General features: G+C 72.3%; 16 protein-coding genes. 8 read left to right on the top strand and 8 right to left on the bottom strand.

What is annotated here, in order from left to right; all coding sequences use genetic code 11:
- Positions 1 to 6: 6 nt before the first annotated feature.
- Positions 7 to 2,082, bottom strand: coding sequence for a transketolase (tkt, locus tag ACQPYX_RS18175; protein ID WP_433803754.1), 2,076 nt, complete (start codon positions 2,080 to 2,082; stop codon positions 7 to 9).
- 495 nt (positions 2,083 to 2,577) lie between these two features.
- Here tkt and ACQPYX_RS18170 point away from each other — a divergent pair, with 495 nt between their 5' ends.
- Positions 2,578 to 3,534, top strand: coding sequence for a heme o synthase (locus ACQPYX_RS18170; RefSeq protein WP_433798707.1), 957 nt, complete (start codon positions 2,578 to 2,580; stop codon positions 3,532 to 3,534).
- Positions 3,535 to 3,721: 187 nt separating this feature from the next.
- Here ACQPYX_RS18170 and ACQPYX_RS18165 read toward each other — a convergent pair whose 3' ends face one another.
- The 6 genes from ACQPYX_RS18165 to mptB form a co-directional block, all read right to left on the bottom strand.
- Positions 3,722 to 3,973 (bottom strand): hypothetical protein, encoded by a 252-nt coding sequence (locus ACQPYX_RS18165; protein ID WP_433798706.1) that lies wholly within the window; start codon positions 3,971 to 3,973, stop codon positions 3,722 to 3,724.
- 952 nt (positions 3,974 to 4,925) lie between these two features.
- Positions 4,926 to 5,888: a quinone oxidoreductase family protein gene (locus tag ACQPYX_RS18160; protein WP_433798705.1), complete on the bottom strand. Its 963-nt coding sequence runs from the start codon at positions 5,886 to 5,888 to the stop codon at positions 4,926 to 4,928.
- 11 nt (positions 5,889 to 5,899) lie between these two features.
- Positions 5,900 to 6,826, bottom strand: a complete 927-nt coding sequence (locus tag ACQPYX_RS18155) for a COX15/CtaA family protein (protein WP_433803753.1) — start codon at positions 6,824 to 6,826, stop codon at positions 5,900 to 5,902.
- Positions 6,827 to 6,884: 58 nt separating this feature from the next.
- Entirely contained in the window at positions 6,885 to 7,664 is a 780-nt protein-coding gene (locus ACQPYX_RS18150) for an ABC transporter permease (protein ID WP_433798704.1), read from the bottom strand.
- On the bottom strand, positions 7,661 to 8,587 hold the full coding sequence (locus ACQPYX_RS18145) for an ABC transporter ATP-binding protein (protein WP_433798703.1): 927 nt from the start codon (positions 8,585 to 8,587) through the stop codon (positions 7,661 to 7,663). The genes ACQPYX_RS18150 and ACQPYX_RS18145 overlap by 4 nt, the downstream gene beginning before the upstream one ends.
- A 9-nt stretch (positions 8,588 to 8,596) precedes the next feature.
- Positions 8,597 to 10,171: a polyprenol phosphomannose-dependent alpha 1,6 mannosyltransferase MptB gene (mptB, locus tag ACQPYX_RS18140; RefSeq protein WP_433798702.1), complete on the bottom strand. Its 1,575-nt coding sequence runs from the start codon at positions 10,169 to 10,171 to the stop codon at positions 8,597 to 8,599.
- Positions 10,172 to 10,346: 175 nt separating this feature from the next.
- On the opposite strand from mptB, the gene ACQPYX_RS18135 reads away from it, so the two are divergent.
- From ACQPYX_RS18135 to ACQPYX_RS18105, 7 genes are read left to right on the top strand one after another with little or no spacing between them, the layout of a single operon-like run.
- Positions 10,347 to 11,126: a helix-turn-helix transcriptional regulator gene (locus ACQPYX_RS18135; protein ID WP_433798701.1), complete on the top strand. Its 780-nt coding sequence runs from the start codon at positions 10,347 to 10,349 to the stop codon at positions 11,124 to 11,126.
- Positions 11,123 to 12,556, top strand: a complete 1,434-nt coding sequence (gene sufB, locus ACQPYX_RS18130) for a Fe-S cluster assembly protein SufB (protein WP_230751911.1) — start codon at positions 11,123 to 11,125, stop codon at positions 12,554 to 12,556. Before ACQPYX_RS18135 ends, sufB begins: the two co-directional genes overlap by 4 nt.
- Positions 12,553 to 13,809: a Fe-S cluster assembly protein SufD gene (gene sufD / locus ACQPYX_RS18125; protein ID WP_433798700.1), complete on the top strand. Its 1,257-nt coding sequence runs from the start codon at positions 12,553 to 12,555 to the stop codon at positions 13,807 to 13,809. The genes sufB and sufD overlap by 4 nt, the downstream gene beginning before the upstream one ends.
- Before the next feature lie 33 nt (positions 13,810 to 13,842).
- Positions 13,843 to 14,622, top strand: a complete 780-nt coding sequence (gene sufC, locus ACQPYX_RS18120) for a Fe-S cluster assembly ATPase SufC (protein ID WP_433798699.1) — start codon at positions 13,843 to 13,845, stop codon at positions 14,620 to 14,622.
- Positions 14,619 to 15,926 (top strand): cysteine desulfurase, encoded by a 1,308-nt coding sequence (locus ACQPYX_RS18115; RefSeq protein WP_433798698.1) that lies wholly within the window; start codon positions 14,619 to 14,621, stop codon positions 15,924 to 15,926. The genes sufC and ACQPYX_RS18115 overlap by 4 nt, the downstream gene beginning before the upstream one ends.
- 15 nt (positions 15,927 to 15,941) lie before the next feature.
- Entirely contained in the window at positions 15,942 to 16,415 is a 474-nt protein-coding gene (sufU, locus tag ACQPYX_RS18110; RefSeq protein ID WP_433798697.1) for a Fe-S cluster assembly sulfur transfer protein SufU, read from the top strand.
- Entirely contained in the window at positions 16,412 to 16,810 is a 399-nt protein-coding gene (locus tag ACQPYX_RS18105; protein ID WP_433798696.1) for a metal-sulfur cluster assembly factor, read from the top strand. The genes sufU and ACQPYX_RS18105 overlap by 4 nt, the downstream gene beginning before the upstream one ends.
- 49 nt (positions 16,811 to 16,859) lie before the next feature.
- Here ACQPYX_RS18105 and ACQPYX_RS18100 read toward each other — a convergent pair whose 3' ends face one another.
- Positions 16,860 to 17,324 carry a restriction endonuclease gene (locus tag ACQPYX_RS18100; RefSeq protein ID WP_433798695.1) on the bottom strand — a complete coding sequence of 155 codons (465 nt, stop codon included), beginning with the start codon at positions 17,322 to 17,324 and terminating at the stop codon, positions 16,860 to 16,862.
- Positions 17,325 to 17,343 lie beyond the last annotated feature (19 nt).

The following is a 17,343-nucleotide window of genomic DNA, read 5'->3' as shown; positions in this document are numbered from 1 at the left end:
CGGAGGTCACTTCGACACGCGCGCCAGCGAGCGGCGGGCGGCGTCGACGACGGCCTCGGCGGTGAAACCGAACTTCTCGAACAGGGTCTTGTAGTCCGCGCTGGCACCGAAGTGCTCGATCGAGACCGGCTCGCCGGTGGTGCCGAGCAGGCGGTACCAGGGCTGCGCCACGCCGGCCTCGACGGAGACGCGGGCGGTCACCGACGCCGGGATGACGCTCTCCTGGTAGTCCGCGTCCTGGTTCTCGAACCAGTCGAGGCAGGGCATGGAGACCACGCGGGTGGGAACGCCGTCGGCCTCGAGGGTCTTCCGGGCCTCGACCGCGAGCTGCACCTCGGAACCGGTGGCCACGATGATCACCTGCGGGTCGCCGGACGCGTCCTGGAGCACGTAGCCGCCGCGCGCGACGCCCTCGGCCGAGGTGCCCTCGAGCACGGGCAGGTTCTGGCGGGTCAGAGCGAGCCCGGCCGGGCCGGTCGGGTTGTCCAGGACGGCCCGGAACGCGTAGGCGGTCTCGTTCGGGTCCGCGGGCCGGACGACCGACATGCGCGGGATGGCGCGCAGGCTCGCGAGCTGCTCGATCGGCTGGTGGGTGGGCCCGTCCTCGCCGAGGCCGATCGAGTCGTGGGTCCAGATGTAGGTGGTGTTGAGGTTCATCAGCGCCGCCAGGCGGACCGGGGGCCGCATGTAGTCGGAGAAGATGAGGAAGGTGCCGCCGAAGACGCGGGTGCCACCGTGCAGGGCGATGCCGTTGAGGATCGACCCCATCGCGTGCTCGCGGACCCCGAAGTGCAGGACGCGGCCGTAGGGGTGCATCTGCCCCCACATGTTCGTCTCGACCGTGGAGGGGCCGAACGACGGCGAGTCGGGAATCGTCGTGTTGTTCGACTCCGCGAGGTCGGCCGAGCCGCCCCACAGCTCCGGGAGCACCGGACCCACGGCGCCGAGGATCTGCTGCAGCGCCTTGCGGGTGGCGAGCGGCTTGTCGTCGGTCGTCCAGGTCGGCAGCGAGTCCGCCCACCCGGCCGGCAGCTCGCGCTTGGCCATCCGGTCGAACAGCTCGCGGCGCTCCGGGTTGGCCTGCGCCCAGTCGTCGAACTTCTTCGTCCAGGCCTCGTGGGCCTGACGACCGCGGTCCTTGACCTGCCGCGCGTGCGCGAGCACGTCGTCCTCGATCTGGAACGACTTCTCCGGGTCGAACCCGAGGATGTTCTTGATCGCCGCGACCTCGTCGTCGCCGAGGGCGGCGCCGTGCGCGGAACCGGTGTTCATCTTCTCCGGCGCGGGATAGCCGATGACGGTCCGCAGCGCGATGAAGCTGGGCCGCCCGGTCTCGGCCTTGGCGTTCTCGATCGCCTCGCGGATCCCGACGACGTTCTCGCCGCCGCGGACCACCTGGGTGTGCCAGCCGTAGGCCTCGTACCGGCCGACGACGTCCTCGGACAACGCGACGGTGGTGTCGTCCTCGATCGAGATGTGGTTGTCGTCGTAGAAGACGATCAGGTTGCCGAGCTGCTGGCGGCCCGCGATCGAGCTCGCCTCGGCGGTGACGCCCTCCTCGATGTCCCCGTCGGAGGCGATCACGTAGACGAAGTGGTCGAACGGGCTCTCGCCCGGCGCGGCCTCCGGGTCCCACAGCCCGCGCTCGCGCCGGGCGGCCATGGCCATGCCGACGCTGGAGGCCAGCCCCTGGCCGAGCGGCCCCGTCGTGATCTCCACGCCGGTCGTGTAGCCGTGCTCGGGGTGTCCCGGCGTCTTCGAGCCCCACGTGCGCAGCTGCTCGAGGTCGGTCATCTCCAGGCCGTAGCCGGAGAGGAAGAGCTGGATGTAGAGCGTGAGGCTGGAGTGGCCCGCGGAGAGCACGAAGCGGTCGCGGCCCGGCCAGTTGGCGTCGGCCGGGTCGTGCGTCATCGTGTGCTGGAACAGCGTGTAGGCCAGCGGCGCCAGCGACATCGCCGTGCCGGGATGACCGTTCCCGACCTTCTGCACCGCGTCGGCGGCGAGCACGCGGACCGTGTCGACGGCGCGCTGGTCGAGGTCGGACCAGTCGTCGGGACGGTGCGGGGTGGTGAGGGCTTCGATCTCCTCGGGCGACTCGCTCGCCGGGTGGGTGCTCTCGGTCGTGGTCACGAACCTGCTCTCCCTGTGTCTCACGTCGGTGGGCCACGCTCGGGTGGTCGCGGCCCGGTTGTCCGGATCGATTCGTCCGCAGGGCGGGCGCCCCGGTGGGCCGGGTCGCGCCGCTGCGATCTGGATCGATCCGGAATGTCCGTCGAACCCATGCTGTCACGTCGGGGTGGCGCTGCGGTGGACCGTCGGAATCCCTCCGCGCATTTACCCGCTCCGCCCCGCGCGGACACGCCGCGCCGGGCGCCGACCGGCGACGATGCGCCGCCCTCTACGATCACGATCTGCTCCCGTCGCCCGCGTGCTCGCGCGTGACGTGTCCCGCACCACCACCCCCCGCCGGGGGGCGGGCGAGCGCGAGGGACGCCCGGGGTGCAGACTGCAACCCACGACAGCGTGTAGGAGGCGGCCCGGCGGGTCGCCGAACGCCTGAGAGGACCGGGTGATCGGGTGAGCACGGCGGTCGGTCCGACGCCGACGGGGGCGAGGACCAGGCTCGGCGGGTGCTGGACCCGTTCCGTGGCCACCGTCCGCGCGTACCTCGCGCTGACGAAGGCCCGGATCATCGAGCAGCTGCTCGTGGTCACCGTGCCGGCGATGATGCTCGCGCAGCGCGCGGTGCCGTCGCTGTGGTTGGTCCTGGCGGTGCTGCTCGGCGGCGCGATGGCCGCGGCGAGCGCCCACGCACTCAACTGCGTGATCGACGCCGACATCGACGCCAAGATGGCCCGCACCCGGAAGCGGCCCCTGGCGCGCGACGCCGTGCCGCGCGCGCACGCTCTGGTCTTCGGCCTCGTCCTCGGCGCGATCTCGGCCGTCTGGCTCGGCCTCACCGCCAACTGGACGGCCGCGGCCCTCTCGGTCGCCGCGATCGCCTTCTACATCGTGGTCTACACGCTGGTGCTCAAGCGCCGGACCTCGCAGAACATCGTCTGGGGCGGCGCCGCCGGCTGCATGCCCGTGGTGATCGGCTGGGCGGCCGTCACCGGGGACGTGGGCTGGCCCGCCCTCGTGCTGTTCGGGATCATCTTCTTCTGGACGCCGCCGCACTTCTGGGCGCTCGCGATGCGCTACCGCGACGAGTACGCCGCCGCGGGCGTCCCGATGCTCCCGGTCGTCGCCGCGCCGCAGCGCGTCTCGCGCCAGATCGTCCTCTACTCGTGGGCGATGGTCGCGTGGTCGGTGCTGCTGGTGCCCGCGACGTCGTGGATCTACCTGGTGACCGCGGTCGTCGGGGGCGCGTGGTTCCTCGTCGCCGCGCACCGGCTCGACCGGGCGGTGCACCGCGACGAGGTCGTCAACTCGATGCGCCTGTTCCACCTGTCGAACACCTACCTCACGGGTCTGTTCGTCGCGGTGGCGGTGGACTCGGCGTTCGGGTGGCCGGTCTTCGGCTGGCCCTTCTAGCCCGTCCACCTAGGGGCCCCCGCTCGCCCTCGCGAGGTCCACACCAGGCAGCCCACCGGGCCGCCTGAGCTGCCCCACGTCACCCTCACGGCGAGCTCCCGACGACGCGTCTGGCCCACCCTCGCGAGGTCCACACCAGGCAGCCCACCGGACCGCCTGAGCTGCCCCACGTCACGCTCGCGGCGGGTCAGAGAACGCAGCCACGCAGCGCCAAGGTCTTCAGCAGGCGACGGACGAACGCGACCGGAGTCTTCAGGTCGTCCGCGGTGCACGGCACGACGATCCACCCGCATGATGCGAGTTCGGCGAGGCGCGACTGGTCGCGCCGCCACTGCGTCCGATCCGTCCGGTGCCCGTCGCCCTGATACTCGGCGGCGACCTTGAACTCCTCCCAGCCGAAGTCGACGAACGCGACGAAGAAGCCGTGCGTGTCGCGCACCTCGAGCTGCGGGGTCGGGGTCGGACGCTGAGCTGGGCCATCGTCAGCCGCAGGACGGTCTCCGGCCGCGAGCCTGCCCTCGGGTCCGACGCCTCCACCGCCGGCGCCACCCGGCGAGCACCGCGGACGCCGGCAGGACGGGTCAGCAGACACCCGGGGTCGAAGCGACCGACCCGGGCGAGCGCGTCGAGGGCCACCACCCCGTCGACGAACCCGAGTCGCCGGACGAGGTCCCAGGCCGTCCGCTCCGGCGTCGTCACGAGGAGGCCGTCGACCTCGGTGACGTCGTCGTCGGGCAGGACGTCACGGCGCAACCTCAGCCCGACTCGCGGGCGGAGACTTCGGCGGCCGACCACCAGGTCCACGGCCGCCCCACGGGGTGCGATCTCGGCGCCGTGCACCTCCGCGGCCGCGTACCCGCCCACGACGGGCGGCTCGCCCCGCACGTAGAGCACCGCCTCACGTGCCCGCCCGACGAGATCGTCCGGCCCTGCGGCCTGACCGGTCAGCACCCGGACGTTCGGGTACAGCCGGGTCGTCGCCGGCCCGGCGAGTCGGCCGCGCGTGATGTCGCCTGCTGCGAGGGCCTCGTTCGCACGGAACGGCCCGACGATGTCCTCCACACCAGCTTGGAGTGCGCCGGGGCCCGAACGGTTCCGTCCTCTTCGCGAGGTCCACACCAGGCAGCCCCAGCACCCCACGGACCTGCCCCACGTCACCCTCGCCGCCGGGGTGGGTCACCCAACCCGCGCCACCGGCCCACGAGGTCCACACCAGACAGCCCGAGCGGACCCCGGACCTGCCCCACGTCACCCTCGCGCCGGGGTGGGTCACTCAACCCGCGCCACCGGCCCGCGAGGTCTACACCAGGCAGCCCCAGCGCGCCCCGGACCTGCCCCACGTCACCCTCGCGCCGGGGTGGGGCGCAGATAGCAGGCCGGGCGCACACCCGCTACGGCACCAGCAGCAACTTCCCCGTGGAGGCCCGCCCCTCGAGGTCCCGGTGCGCGTCCACGGCCGCCTCGAGGGGATACCGCGCCCCGATCCGCACCGACAGCGACCCGTCCGCCACCGCCCCGAGCACCGACGCCGCCCGCGAACGCAACGACGCCGTCGTCCGGACGTGCCACCCCAGCGACGGCCGCGTCAGGTAGACCGAGCCGGCCGCGTTCAGGCGTTGCGGATCCACCGGCGGGACGGGCCCGGACGCCGCGCCGTACAGCGCCAGCACGCCCCGCACCCGCAGCGCGGCCAGGGACCCGTCGAACGTCGTCGCGCCCACCCCGTCGTACACGGCCGCGACCCCCTCGCCCGACGTCGACGACCGCACCTCGTCGGCGAACCCGTCGTAGCCGAACACGTGCGCAGCACCCGCCGCGCGGGCCAGCGAGGCCTTCTCGTCCGTCGACGTCGTCGCGAACACCGTGGCGCCCAGCGCCGAGGCCATCTGGCACAGCAGCAGCCCCATGCCGCCCGCCCCGGCGTGCACGAGCACCGGGTCACCGGGCCGGACGGCGTACGTGTCGTGCAGCAGGTAATGCGCCGTCATCCCCTGCAACAGCACGGCGGCCGCGAGGTCGGCCGACACCCCCGCGGGCACCGGCACGCACCGCGCCGCCGGGATCGCCGCGACCTGTGCGTACGTGCCGGGCCCGTCGCAGAACGCCACGACGTCGCCCACGGCCACGTCGGACACCGCCGACCCGACCGCCCGCACCGTCCCGGCGCCCTCCAGGCCCGGGACGGCGGGCAGCGTGGCGGGGTAGAGACCGCTCCGCAGGTAGGTGTCGATGTAGTTCACCCCGGCGGCGGCGACGTCGACGAGCACGTCCGCCGCGCCCACCTCGGGCTCCGCGACCTCCGCCGGGACCAGCACCTCGGGCCCACCGTGGGCCTCCACACGAACGGCACGCATGGGGGCCGACCCTAGGACTGCGCCACCGCCATCGCCCGCGCGGAGGTTTCCGACGACGGGTCCGCGAGCGCCGGTCGCGTGGTCCCGGCCCACAGCCAGGCCGTGGCCGCGACCACGAGCATCGAGCCCAGCACGTGCAGGGCCACGAGCACCTCGGGCACCCCAATCGCGTACTGGATGCCGCCGAGCAGGCCCTGCGCGAGGGTCACGACGGCGAGGACGCGGAACCGCAGGAGCACCGACCGTGGCGCCGCCACGGCGTGCAGCAGGAAGCCCAGGCCCACGAGCAGGCCGAGGAAGGCGAAGAGCAGGTGCGCGTGCGCCATCGCGAGGTCGGCGACGGAGAACGCCGTCAGCCGCGGCGTCGACGGGTCGCCCGCGTGCGGCCCGGCCGCCGTGACCAGCGTGCCCACCACCACCAGCGCGAACAGCACCCCCGCGCTCACCCCGACGAGGCCGCGCACCGCCCGCGGGACCACAGTCTCCCGCTGCTCGCCGGCGTCCGGCAGCGCCCACGCGTCCCGTGCCAGGAGCACCGCGAGCCACACGAGCGGGACCGAGACGATGAAGTGCGGCGCCACCGTGTACCAGGCGAGCCCCGTGAGCACGGTGATCCCACCGAGGACGGCCTGGGCCACCACGCCGAGCGGCATCGTGCAGGCGAGTACGAGCAGCCGGCGGCGGCGCGGCCGCACGAACAGGGCGGCGATCACGCAGGCGGCGGTGACCAGGACGAGCGCGATGCCGAGCAGACGGTTGCCGAACTCGATCCACTGGTGCAGCACCGAGATCTCGGCGTGGGCGACCGGGACCATGCTGCCGGGGAAGCACTGCGGCCAGGTCGGGCAGCCGAGTCCGGACCCGGTGACGCGCACGGCGGCGCCTGTCACCGCGATCCCGCCCTGGCCCACCACGGCCGCGACCGCGAGCCCTCGCATCAGCGCCGGGGGAGTCCTCACGTCGCCGAGCCTACGACAACGAGTAGTTGAGCACCCATCAGTCCCACTTCAGCGTGCGGCCCGCCACCAGGCCGGCGACGACGCCCCACACGAGCAGCACCACGACGTGCCCGAGCCCCGGCGTGCCGCCGAGCAGCACGTCGCGCAGCCCCTCCGCCAGCGCGCCGCTGGGCAGCAGCACGACGAGCGCGCCGAGGGGACCGGGCAGCTGCTCGGCCGGCACCACGATCCCGCCGACGAACAGCAGCACGAACCACACGACGTTGGCGATCACCAGCACGAGGTCCGCCCGCACCGACCCGCCGAGCAGCAACCCGCACGCGCCGAAGGCGCCGGCCCCGAGGACGACCAGCAGCAGCGCCCAGCCGAGCGACCCGGCGTCGGGACGCCAGCCCAGCGCCAGCGCGACCCCGCCGAGGACGACCACCTGGATGACGACCACCGCCGCCATCCCGCCCAGGCGGCCGGTGACGACGAGCCAGCGGGGGATGGCCGTCGCGGCGAGCCGGCGCATCAGTCCGTAGCGCCGGTCGAAGCCGAGCGCGATCGCCTGCGAGGTGAAGCCGGTGGACATCATCGCCAGCGCGAGCACGGTGCCCAGCGCGGCGTTCACCCGCGGCTCGGGCAGCTCGACGAGGCCCTGCAGCAGCGTGAGCCCGACGAGCAGCGCCAGCGGGATGACGAGTGTGAGCAGGAGCTGCTCGGAGTGCCGCAGCGCGAGCAGCGTCTCGGTGCGGGTGTGCACGGCGAGCATGCGGCCGCGCGAACCGGCCCCGGGGTCGGGGGAGAAGGTGCCGGTGTCGAAACCGGTGCTCACGAGCGCAGCTCCCGTCCGGTGAGGTCGAGGAAGACGTCCTCGAGGCTGCGGCGCCCGACCCGCACGTCGTCGGCGAGCACGCCCTGGCGGGCGCACCAGGCCGTGACGGCGGCGAGCACCTGCGGGTCGATGCGGCCGGACACGGTGTAGTGCCCCGCCGGCCCTTCCTTGGCGAGGTACCCCTCGGGCAGCGCGCCCTCGAGCAGCGTGAGGTCCATGCCGCCCGGGGCGCGGAACCGCATGGTGTCCTCGGCGCCGGAGGTGGTGAGCTCGTCCGGCGAGCCCGCGGCGACGACCCGGCCGTGGTCGACGATGACCACGTCGTCGGCCAGCGCCTCCGCCTCCTGCATGAAGTGCGTGGTCAGCAGCACCGCGACCCCGTCGGCGCGCAGCGCCCGCACGAGGTCCCACACGAGGTGGCGGCCCTGCGGGTCGAGGCTCGAGGTGGGCTCGTCGAGGAACACCAGCTCCGGGCGCCCGACGATCGCGCAGGCGAGGCTGAGCCGCTGCTGCTGCCCGCCGGAGAGCCGCTTGTAGGGCAGCTTGGCGCACGAGTCGAGGCCGAGGGTCCCGATCAGCCACCCGGTGTCGAGCGGGTGCGCCGAGCAGGCGGCGACGAGGTCGAGCATCTCGCGCACGCGCACCATCGGGTACGCGCCGCCGCCCTGCGGCATGACCCCGATCCGCGCGCGCAGCGCCTCCGGGGCACCCGCCGGGTCCTGGCCGAGCACCCGCACCGCACCCGCCGTCCGGGACCGGAAGCCCTCGCAGACCTCGACGGTCGTGGTCTTCCCGGCACCGTTGGGCCCGAGCAGTGCGAGCACCCGCCCGTGGTGCAGCTCGAGGTCGAGCCCGTCCACGGCCGTCGTCGTGCCGTAGCGCACGACGAGGTCCCGCACCTCGACCGCTGGTTCCGAGCCCACGGGCCCAGCCTAGGTCTCCGTCCGCGGCGGGACCCGCGGGGTGTTCCCGCGCGCGGCCAGCAGCGGGACGATCGCGACCAGCAGTGCCGCCGTGATCGCCATCGGCAGCTGGTAGGCGCGGAAGGTGAAGTCGTTGCCGGTGGGCGGCACGAGCAGGGACACCGCGGCGATCACCGCCACCGCACATCCCCGGATGCGCGGCGCGGTCACCGAGCAGGCGAGCGGCACCATCAGCCACAGCAGGTACCAGGGGTGCAGCACCGGTCCGGCGAGGAACACCGCGCCGAACCCGTACGCGACGCCGGCGACCGGGTGCAGCCGTCCACGCAGCACCATGAACACGAGCAGCACGCAGATCAGCGCCGCGACACCGAGCCCGGCCGAGCGGGTGAGCGAGAGCACCGCGTCGGTGTGGTCGCCGAGGCCGAGCCAGATGCCGATCTGCCCGCCGAGCACGCCGAGGTCGGTGGTCACGGACAACCACGAGCGCAGCAGGTTGGGCACCGACAGCGCGGTGATCCACCCGAACCCCAGGCCGGAGCCGACCGACACGGCGACCACGACGCCGAGTCCGGCCGCCGCCACTCCGGCGCCGTACCGGACCAGGGCGATCACGCCGTCCCGGCCGGTCGGGTCCTTGCCGGCGGCGAGACAGCGTTCCCGCGCGACGTGCGCGCCCAGGAACGCGAGCGCGAGGATCGCCGGGATCTTCCCGGAGGCCCCGAGACCGATCAGCAGGGCTCCGACGAACCACGAGTACCGGAAGCCGATCTCGAGGCCGAACAGGACGACGCCCATCATGATCGCGTCGTTGTGGATGCCCGAGACCAGGTGGAAGAGCACCAGCGGGCTCACCGCGAGCCAGAGCGCCGCGATCGGCTCCACGCCCGCGCGGCGGGCGAGGTGCGGCGCCGCCCAGATCACCAGGCCGAGCCCGATCAGCGCGAGGATCCGGTGCAGGTAGACACCGAGCACGATGTTCTCGCCGGCGATCGCGGTGACCAGGCGCCCGAAGGTGAGGAAGCCGGGGCCGTAAGGCGAGGGCGTCGTCCGCCAGATCGTCGGAATGGAGGCGACCAGCGGGTCGTCGAGCCCGAGGGCCTGCGCGGCGCCGAAGACGTACGGGTCGAACCCGCGGGAGACGACCTCGGCCTGCGAGAGGTAGCCGTAGACGTCGGTGGAGAACAGCGGCGGCGCCACCGCCAGCGGCGCGCACCACATGACGAGGATGCGCGAGAGCTGCCGCACGGTCAGCCGCACACGCCCGGGCCACGCGAGCCGACCGAGCCACAGCCAGGCGAGCACGACCATGCCCATCCCGACGTAGGCCATCGCCAGCGAGACGGTCGGCAGCCGGCCGGGCAGGCCCAGCACGCGCATGCCCAGCAGCGGGTTGTACGCCGACGCGGGCGTCGCGCCGCAGCCGAGCGCGCCGACGGCCATGAGCAGCGCGCCGGTGACACCGAACCGCCGGCAGAACCGCAGCCGGCGTCGTTCGTCGGGCGTCGCGGGGGCCTCCGCCGCGGACCGCGACCGGGCGGGCGGCTCGGACCCGGGGGGAGCCGTCGGGGCCGTCGCGGTCACCCCGGGAACGATACCGAGGGCCGTCCCGACGCCGGGTCGGGCCCGGTGGGCGTGACCCGTACCACGCCGCCCGGCTCGCCTTTGCCGGGTCGGGCCATATAGGCAAGACTGGTGTTGTCAAAAGCGAGGGCCGATGTGTCATGATCGGCCGGAGTCGATCGATCGGAGGTGGGAGATGACGGGGGAACGCCTGCAGGGCGCACACGCCGAACACGCTCGCTCCGCCGCCGACGGGCGCACGCGGGACGCGGTGGTCCGCCTCCTCCTCGAGCGCGGACCCACCACCGCCGCGACGCTCGCCGACCAGCTGCATCTCTCGGGGCCGGGGGTGCGGCGTCACCTCGACGCCCTGCGCGCCGAGGGCACGGTGTCCACCCGCGACGCGCCGGCCTCCGGCAAGCGCGGGCGGCCCGCCCAGCAGTTCCTGCTCACCACCGACGGGCGCGCCCGCGCCGGTCGGGGCGAGCACGGCCCGGCCGACCTCGCGATCGCCGCGCTGCGCCGGCTCGGCGCCGCCGCGGGGGAGGACGCCGTACGCGCCTTCGCCCGCGACCGCGCGCTGGCCATGGTCGGCGCGCACCGCGAGCACATCGAGTCCGGTGCCGACCGGGCCGACAAGGCGCGGCGACTGGCCGGCGCCCTCACCGCCGAGGGGTACGCGGCCACCAGCCGCGGGGCCACCACGAGCGGCGCGGGCGAGCAGCTGTGCCAGCACCACTGCCCGGTCGCGGACGTCGCGGCCGAGTTCCCCCAGCTCTGCGAGGCGGAGGCCGAGGTCTTCGCCGAGCTGCTGGGCACCCACGTGCAACGGCTGGCCACGATCGCGCGCGGCGACGCCGCGTGCACCACCCACGTGCCGGCCCAGCGCGACCAGGGCCCGGGCACCACGAAGTCTTCCTCCGCCGCCACCACCACCGGCGGAGCACCCGAGAACCAGGGAAGGCAGGTCGTATGACCACCGCGCCGGAGAAGGAGACGCTGACCCAGGAGGAGACCCTCGCCTCCCTGGGCAGCTACCAGTTCGGTTGGCACGACAGCGACGACGCGGGCGCCAGCGCCCAGCGTGGTCTCAACGAGGCGGTCGTCCGCGACATCTCGGCCAAGAAGAGCGAGCCGGACTGGATGCTCCAGCTGCGCCTCAAGGCGCTCGGCATGTTCGACAAGAAGCCGATGCCGCAGTGGGGTTCGGACCTGTCGGGCATCGACTTCGACAACATCAAGTACTTCGTGCGCTCCACGGAGAAGCAGGCCCAGAGCTGGGAGGACCTGCCCGACGACATCAAGTCGACCTACGACAAGCTCGGCATCCCGGAGGCCGAGAAGGCCCGCCTGGTGGCCGGCGTCGCGGCGCAGTACGAGTCCGAGGTCGTCTACCACCAGATCCGCGAGGACCTGGAGCAGCAGGGTGTCATCTTCATGGACACCGACACCGGGCTGCGCGAGCACCCGGAGCTGTTCGAGGAGTACTTCGGCTCGGTGATCCCGGCCGGCGACAACAAGTTCTCCGCGCTGAACTCGGCGGTGTGGTCCGGCGGCTCGTTCATCTACGTGCCGAAGGGTGTCCACGTCGACATCCCGCTGCAGGCCTACTTCCGGATCAACACCGAGAACATGGGCCAGTTCGAGCGGACGCTGATCATCGTCGACGAGGACGCCTACGTCCACTACGTCGAGGGCTGCACGGCGCCGATCTACTCGTCCGACTCGCTGCACTCCGCGGTCGTCGAGATCGTCGTGAAGAAGGGCGGCCGCTGCCGCTACACGACCATCCAGAACTGGTCGAACAACGTCTACAACCTGGTCACCAAGCGCGCCAAGGCCGAAGAGGGCGCGACCATGGAGTGGGTCGACGGCAACATCGGCTCCAAGGTGACGATGAAGTACCCGGCCGTCTGGCTGACCGGCCCGCACGCCAAGGGCGAGGTGCTCTCGGTGGCGTTCTCCGGCGAGGGCCAGCACCAGGACGCCGGCGCCAAGATGGTGCACCTGGCCCCGCACACGTCCTCGACGATCATCTCGAAGTCGGTGGCGCGCGGCGGCGGCCGCACCTCCTACCGCGGCCTGGTCCGCGTGAACAAGGGGGCGCACCACTCGCGGTCGACGGTGAAGTGCGACGCGCTGCTGGTCGACACGATCAGCCGCTCGGACACCTATCCCTACGTCGACGTCCGCGAGGACGACGTGACGATGGGCCACGAGGCGACCGTCTCGAAGGTTAGCGAGGACCAGCTCTTCTACCTGATGTCCCGCGGCCTCACCGAGGACGAGGCCATGGCGATGATCGTGCGCGGGTTCGTCGAGCCCATCGCCCGTGAGCTCCCCATGGAGTACGCGCTCGAGCTCAACCGCCTGATCGAGCTGCAGATGGAGGGCGCTGTCGGATGACCGACGCACCAGTCGCTTCGACCGGGGGCGGTTCGACGACCGCCCCCGGGGCCCCGGTCCTCGACGTGGACCCGGGCATCAAGACCGCCTCGTCGCCGAAGATCGCGCCGTGGGAGGAGCGGTTCACCTCCTACGACGTCGAGGCCTTCGAGGTCCCGCGCGGCCGTGAGGAGCAGTGGCGGTTCACGCCCCTGCGCCGGCTGAACGGACTGCACGACGGCGCGGCCGCCGACGGCGAGGTCGCCGTCACGGTCCGCTCCGGCTTCGGCGACTCGGCCTCCGACGACCTCGGGGGCGTCCGCGTCGAGCACGTCGGCCGCGACGACGCGCGCATCGGCGAGGGCGGCATCCCCGCCGACCGCGTCGCCGCGCAGGCGTGGTCGGCCTTCCCGACGGCGACCGTTGTCACCGTCGACCAGCCCCGCTCGGACGACGAGCCGCTGACCGTCCAGGTCGAGGGGCCCGGGGTCGGGAGGACCGCGTACGCACACCTGCAGCTGCGCCTGGAGCACCAGGCCGAGGCCGTGGTCGTCCTCGACCACCGCGGCTCGGGCACGGTGGCCGCGAACCTCGAGCTCGTGGTCGGCGACGGCGCCAAGCTGCTGGTCGTCGAGGTCCACGACTGGGCCGACGACGCCGTCTTCGTCGGCGCGCAGCACCTGTCGGTGGGCCGCGACGCGACGATCCGGCACACCTCGGTCACCCTCGGCGGCGACCTGGTGCGGCTCTCGCCGACGGTGAACTACCGCGCCCCCGGCGGCGACGCCGAGCTCGACGGGCTCTACTTCGCCGACGGCGGCCAGCACCTCGAGCAGCGGCTGCTGGTGGACCACACGGCGACCAACTGCCGCTCGCGCGTGATGTACAAGGGCGCGCTGCAGGGCGCCGAGGGCGACAAGGCCGCGCACACGGTGTGGGTCGGCGACGTCCTCATCCGCAAGGAGGCCGAGGGCACCGACAGCTACGAGCTGAACCGGAACCTGCTCCTCACCGACAACGCGCGCGCCGACTCCGTGCCGAACCTCGAGATCGAGACCGGCGAGATCGCCGGCGCCGGTCACGCGTCGGCCACCGGCCGGTTCGACGACGAGCAGCTGTTCTACCTGATGGCCCGCGGGATCCCCGAGGCCCAGGCCCGACGGCTCGTCGTCCGCGGCTTCTTCGGCGAGGTCATCGCCAAGGTCCGCGTGCCCGCCCTGCGCGACCGGCTCGAGGCGGCCATCGAGGCCGAGCTCGAGGCCGTCGGCGTCTGAGACACCACCACATCCGTAGCTGAAAGAGGATTGATGTCCACCCTCGAGATCCGCGACCTGCACGTCGAGGTCGAGACCGAGTCGGGCCCCAAGGAGATCCTGCGCGGGGTCGACCTGACGGTGAACTCGAACGAGACCCACGCGATCATGGGTCCGAACGGGTCCGGCAAGTCGACCCTGGCCTACTCCATCGCCGGCCACCCGAAGTACACGGTGACCCGCGGCGAGGTGCTCCTCGACGGCGAGAACGTCCTGGAGATGGCGGTCGACGAGCGCGCCCGTGCGGGCCTGTTCCTGGCCATGCAGTACCCGGTCGAGGTGCCCGGCGTCTCGATGTCGAACTTCCTGCGCTCCGCGGCCACGGCCGTGCGCGGCGAGGCGCCGAAGGTGCGGCACTGGGTCAAGGAAGTGAAGTCGGCCATGACCGACCTCGAGATCGACCCGGCGTTCGCCGAGCGCAGCGTCAACGAGGGCTTCTCCGGCGGCGAGAAGAAGCGCCACGAGGTGCTGCAGCTCTCGCTGCTCAAGCCCAAGTTCGCCGTGCTCGACGAGACCGACTCCGGCCTCGACGTCGACGCCCTGCGCGTCGTCTCGAAGGGCGTCAACGACTACAAGGCGCAGTCCGACGTCGGCGTCCTGCTCATCACGCACTACACCCGGATCCTGCGCTACATCGCGCCGGACCGCGTCCACGTGTTCGTGAACGGGCGCGTCGCCGAGTCCGGCGGGCCCGAGCTCGCCGAGGAGCTCGAGGCGAACGGCTACGAGCGCTTCACCAGCGCCGCCGCGGAGAAGGAGGGGCAGCCGGCATGACCTCGCTCGCATCCGTCCCCACCACGACGGGTGCGACCCTGGATGTCGAGAAGATCCGCGCGGACTTCCCCATCCTGAGCCGCACCGTCCGGGACGGGAAGCCGCTGATCTACCTGGACTCGGGCGCCACCTCGCAGCGCCCGCGCCAGGTGCTCGACGCCGAGCGCCACTTCCTGGAGACGTCGAACGCCGCGGTCCACCGTGGGGCCCACGCGCTCTCCGAGGAGGCCACCGACGCCTACGAGTCCGCCCGCGGGCGGATCGCGGCGTTCATCGGGGCGGACGACGGCGAGGTCGTGTTCACCAAGAACGCGACCGAGGCGTTCAACCTCGTGGCCTACGGGATGTCGAACGCGCTGACGTCGGACGACGCACGTGCTCGCCGTTTTGCTGTCGGTCCGGGCGACGAGGTCGTCGTCACCGAGATGGAGCACCACGCCAATCTCGTGCCGTGGCAGGAGTTCTGCCGCCGGACCGGGGCGACGCTGCGGTGGTTCGGCGTCACCTCCGACGGGCGACTCGACCTCGACCCGTCGGTGATCACCGAGCGCACGAAGATCGTGGCGTTCACCCACCAGTCGAACGTGCTCGGCACGGTGACGCCGGTGGAGCAGATCGTGGCGATGGCGAAGGCCGTCGGGGCCTACACCGTCCTCGACGCCTGCCAGTCGGTGCCGCACGCCCCGATCGACGTGCACGCGCTCGGCGTCGACTTCGCCGCGTTCTCCGGGCACAAGATGCTCGGCCCGTCAGGGATCGGGGTGCTCTACGGGCGGCGCGAGCTGCTCGAGGCGCTGCCGCCCTTCCTCACCGGTGGCTCGATGATCGAGCTGGTCCGCATGGAGGGATCGACCTACGCCGCCCCGCCGGCGCGGTTCGAGGCCGGCGTGCCGATGACCTCGCAGGCGGTCGGGCTCGGCGCGGCCGTGGACTACCTGACCGCGCTGGGCATGGAGAACGTGCACGCCCACGAGAACACGCTGACCGCCGCGGCGCTCGAGGGCCTGCAGGCCATCGACGGCGTGACGATCATCGGGCCGCGCAACACCGAGTCCCGCGGTGGAGCGGTGTCGTTCGAGATCGACGGCGTGCACCCGCACGACGCCTCGCAGGTGCTCGACGACTCCGGCATCGCCGTGCGGGTCGGCCACCACTGCGCGTGGCCGCTGCACCGGGCGTTCGGCGTGCAGAGCTCGATCCGCGCGAGCTTCTACGTCTACAACACGCTCGACGAGGTGGCCGCGCTGCTCGACGGCGTGCGCCGCGCCCAGGACTTTTTCGCCCGCGACGGCGTTTCTCTGTAGGAGGAGGTCACCGCGGTGAAGCTCGAGACGATGTACCAGGAGATCATCCTGGACCACTACAAGAACCCGCACGGCAAGGGCCTGCGTGAGCCCTACGAGGCCGAGGTCCACCACGTGAACCCGACCTGCGGCGACGAGGTCACCGTACGGGTCCACCTGGAGGGTTCGGGCGCCGACGCGAAGGTCGTCGACCTCTCCTACGACGCCCTCGGGTGCTCCATCAGCCAGGCGGCCACCTCCGTGGCCTACGACCTGGTCGTCGGGAACACCGTGGGCGAGGCGTTCGAGGTGCTCTCGGCCTACCAGGAGATGGTGCAGGGCCGGGGCAAGGTCGAGCCCGACGAGGACGTGCTGGACGACGCCGTGGCCTTCGCGGGCGTGGCCGCCTACCCGGCGCGCGTGAAGTGCGCGCTGCTCGGATGGATGGCGTTCAAGGACGCGGTGGCCCAGGCTGACGAGAACGCCCCCGAGCTGGAGGGACAGCGATGACGGAGACGACCGACCCCACCCGCGGCGCCGAGGGCATGCCCGCGACCGCCGCGCAGGCGGAGAAGCCGTCGATCGACGACCTCGAGGAGGCCATGCGCGACGTGGTCGACCCCGAGCTCGGGATCAACGTCGTCGACCTCGGGCTGCTGTACGGCATCGATGTGCACCACGAGGACGCCGGCACGGTGGCCACGCTGGACCTGACCCTCACGTCGGCCGCCTGCCCGCTGACCGACGTCATCGAGGACCAGTCCCGCGCCGCCCTCACGAAGGGCCCGGGCGGCGGTCTCGTCGACGACGTGCGGATCAACTGGGTCTGGATGCCCCCGTGGGGCCCGGACAAGATCACGGACGACGGCCGGGAGCAGCTGCGGGCGCTCGGCTTCACCGTGTAGGTGGCTTCGCCCCGTGAGTACTCATCCGTGCTGGAGCACGGATGAGTACTCACACCTGCTCATCGAAGTAGTTCTCGTCGAGCTCGACGACCTCGTAGGTGTCACGAACCTGGACACCGACGCCGTAGCGCACCATCAGCTCACCAAGGCGAGCGCCGTCGATGAGCACCACCGAGACGCCGACGAAATCGGCGTCATCCACGGCGTTCTTGGTGAAGGAACTCGTGGTGATGAAGACGCCCTGGTGCGCCTGCCGACCGGACAACGCGCCTACGAACTCCTGGATTCGCTGGCGTCCGACGACGTTGTCCGCCGCGTAACGCTTGGCTTGCACGTAGATGCGTGCGAGTCCGAGTGCGTCTTGGTCGATGACGCCGTCGACACCACCGTCTCCGCTGCCACCAATACGACGAACGCGTTGCTCATCACCGCCGTAACCCATGGCGATGAGCAGATCGAGGACGACCTGCTCGAAAAAGCCACCTTCGGGCAGCCTCCCTCGCCGCACCCGCATTCGCGAAGATGTAGCGGAT

It is taken from the genome of Actinomycetospora sp. CA-084318 (assembly GCF_050955885.1).
Lineage (GTDB): Bacteria > Actinomycetota > Actinomycetes > Mycobacteriales > Pseudonocardiaceae > Actinomycetospora.
Note: the sequence above shows the minus strand (reverse complement) of the source record. Positions and strands in the feature narration are given on the sequence as shown.

Coding starts and splice junctions, on each gene's coding strand:
- ACQPYX_RS18160 (WP_433798705.1), bottom strand. CDS start 5,888: ATGCGTGCCGTTCGTGTGGAGGCCCACGGTGGGCCCGAGGTGCTGGTC.
- ACQPYX_RS18155 (WP_433803753.1), bottom strand. CDS start 6,826: ATGCGAGGGCTCGCGGTCGCGGCCGTGGTGGGCCAGGGCGGGATCGCG.
- ACQPYX_RS18135 (WP_433798701.1), top strand. CDS start 10,347: ATGACGGGGGAACGCCTGCAGGGCGCACACGCCGAACACGCTCGCTCC.
- sufB (WP_230751911.1), top strand. CDS start 11,123: ATGACCACCGCGCCGGAGAAGGAGACGCTGACCCAGGAGGAGACCCTC.
- sufD (WP_433798700.1), top strand. CDS start 12,553: ATGACCGACGCACCAGTCGCTTCGACCGGGGGCGGTTCGACGACCGCC.
- sufC (WP_433798699.1), top strand. CDS start 13,843: ATGTCCACCCTCGAGATCCGCGACCTGCACGTCGAGGTCGAGACCGAG.
- ACQPYX_RS18115 (WP_433798698.1), top strand. CDS start 14,619: ATGACCTCGCTCGCATCCGTCCCCACCACGACGGGTGCGACCCTGGAT.
- ACQPYX_RS18105 (WP_433798696.1), top strand. CDS start 16,412: ATGACGGAGACGACCGACCCCACCCGCGGCGCCGAGGGCATGCCCGCG.
- ACQPYX_RS18100 (WP_433798695.1), bottom strand. CDS start 17,324: ATGCGGGTGCGGCGAGGGAGGCTGCCCGAAGGTGGCTTTTTCGAGCAG.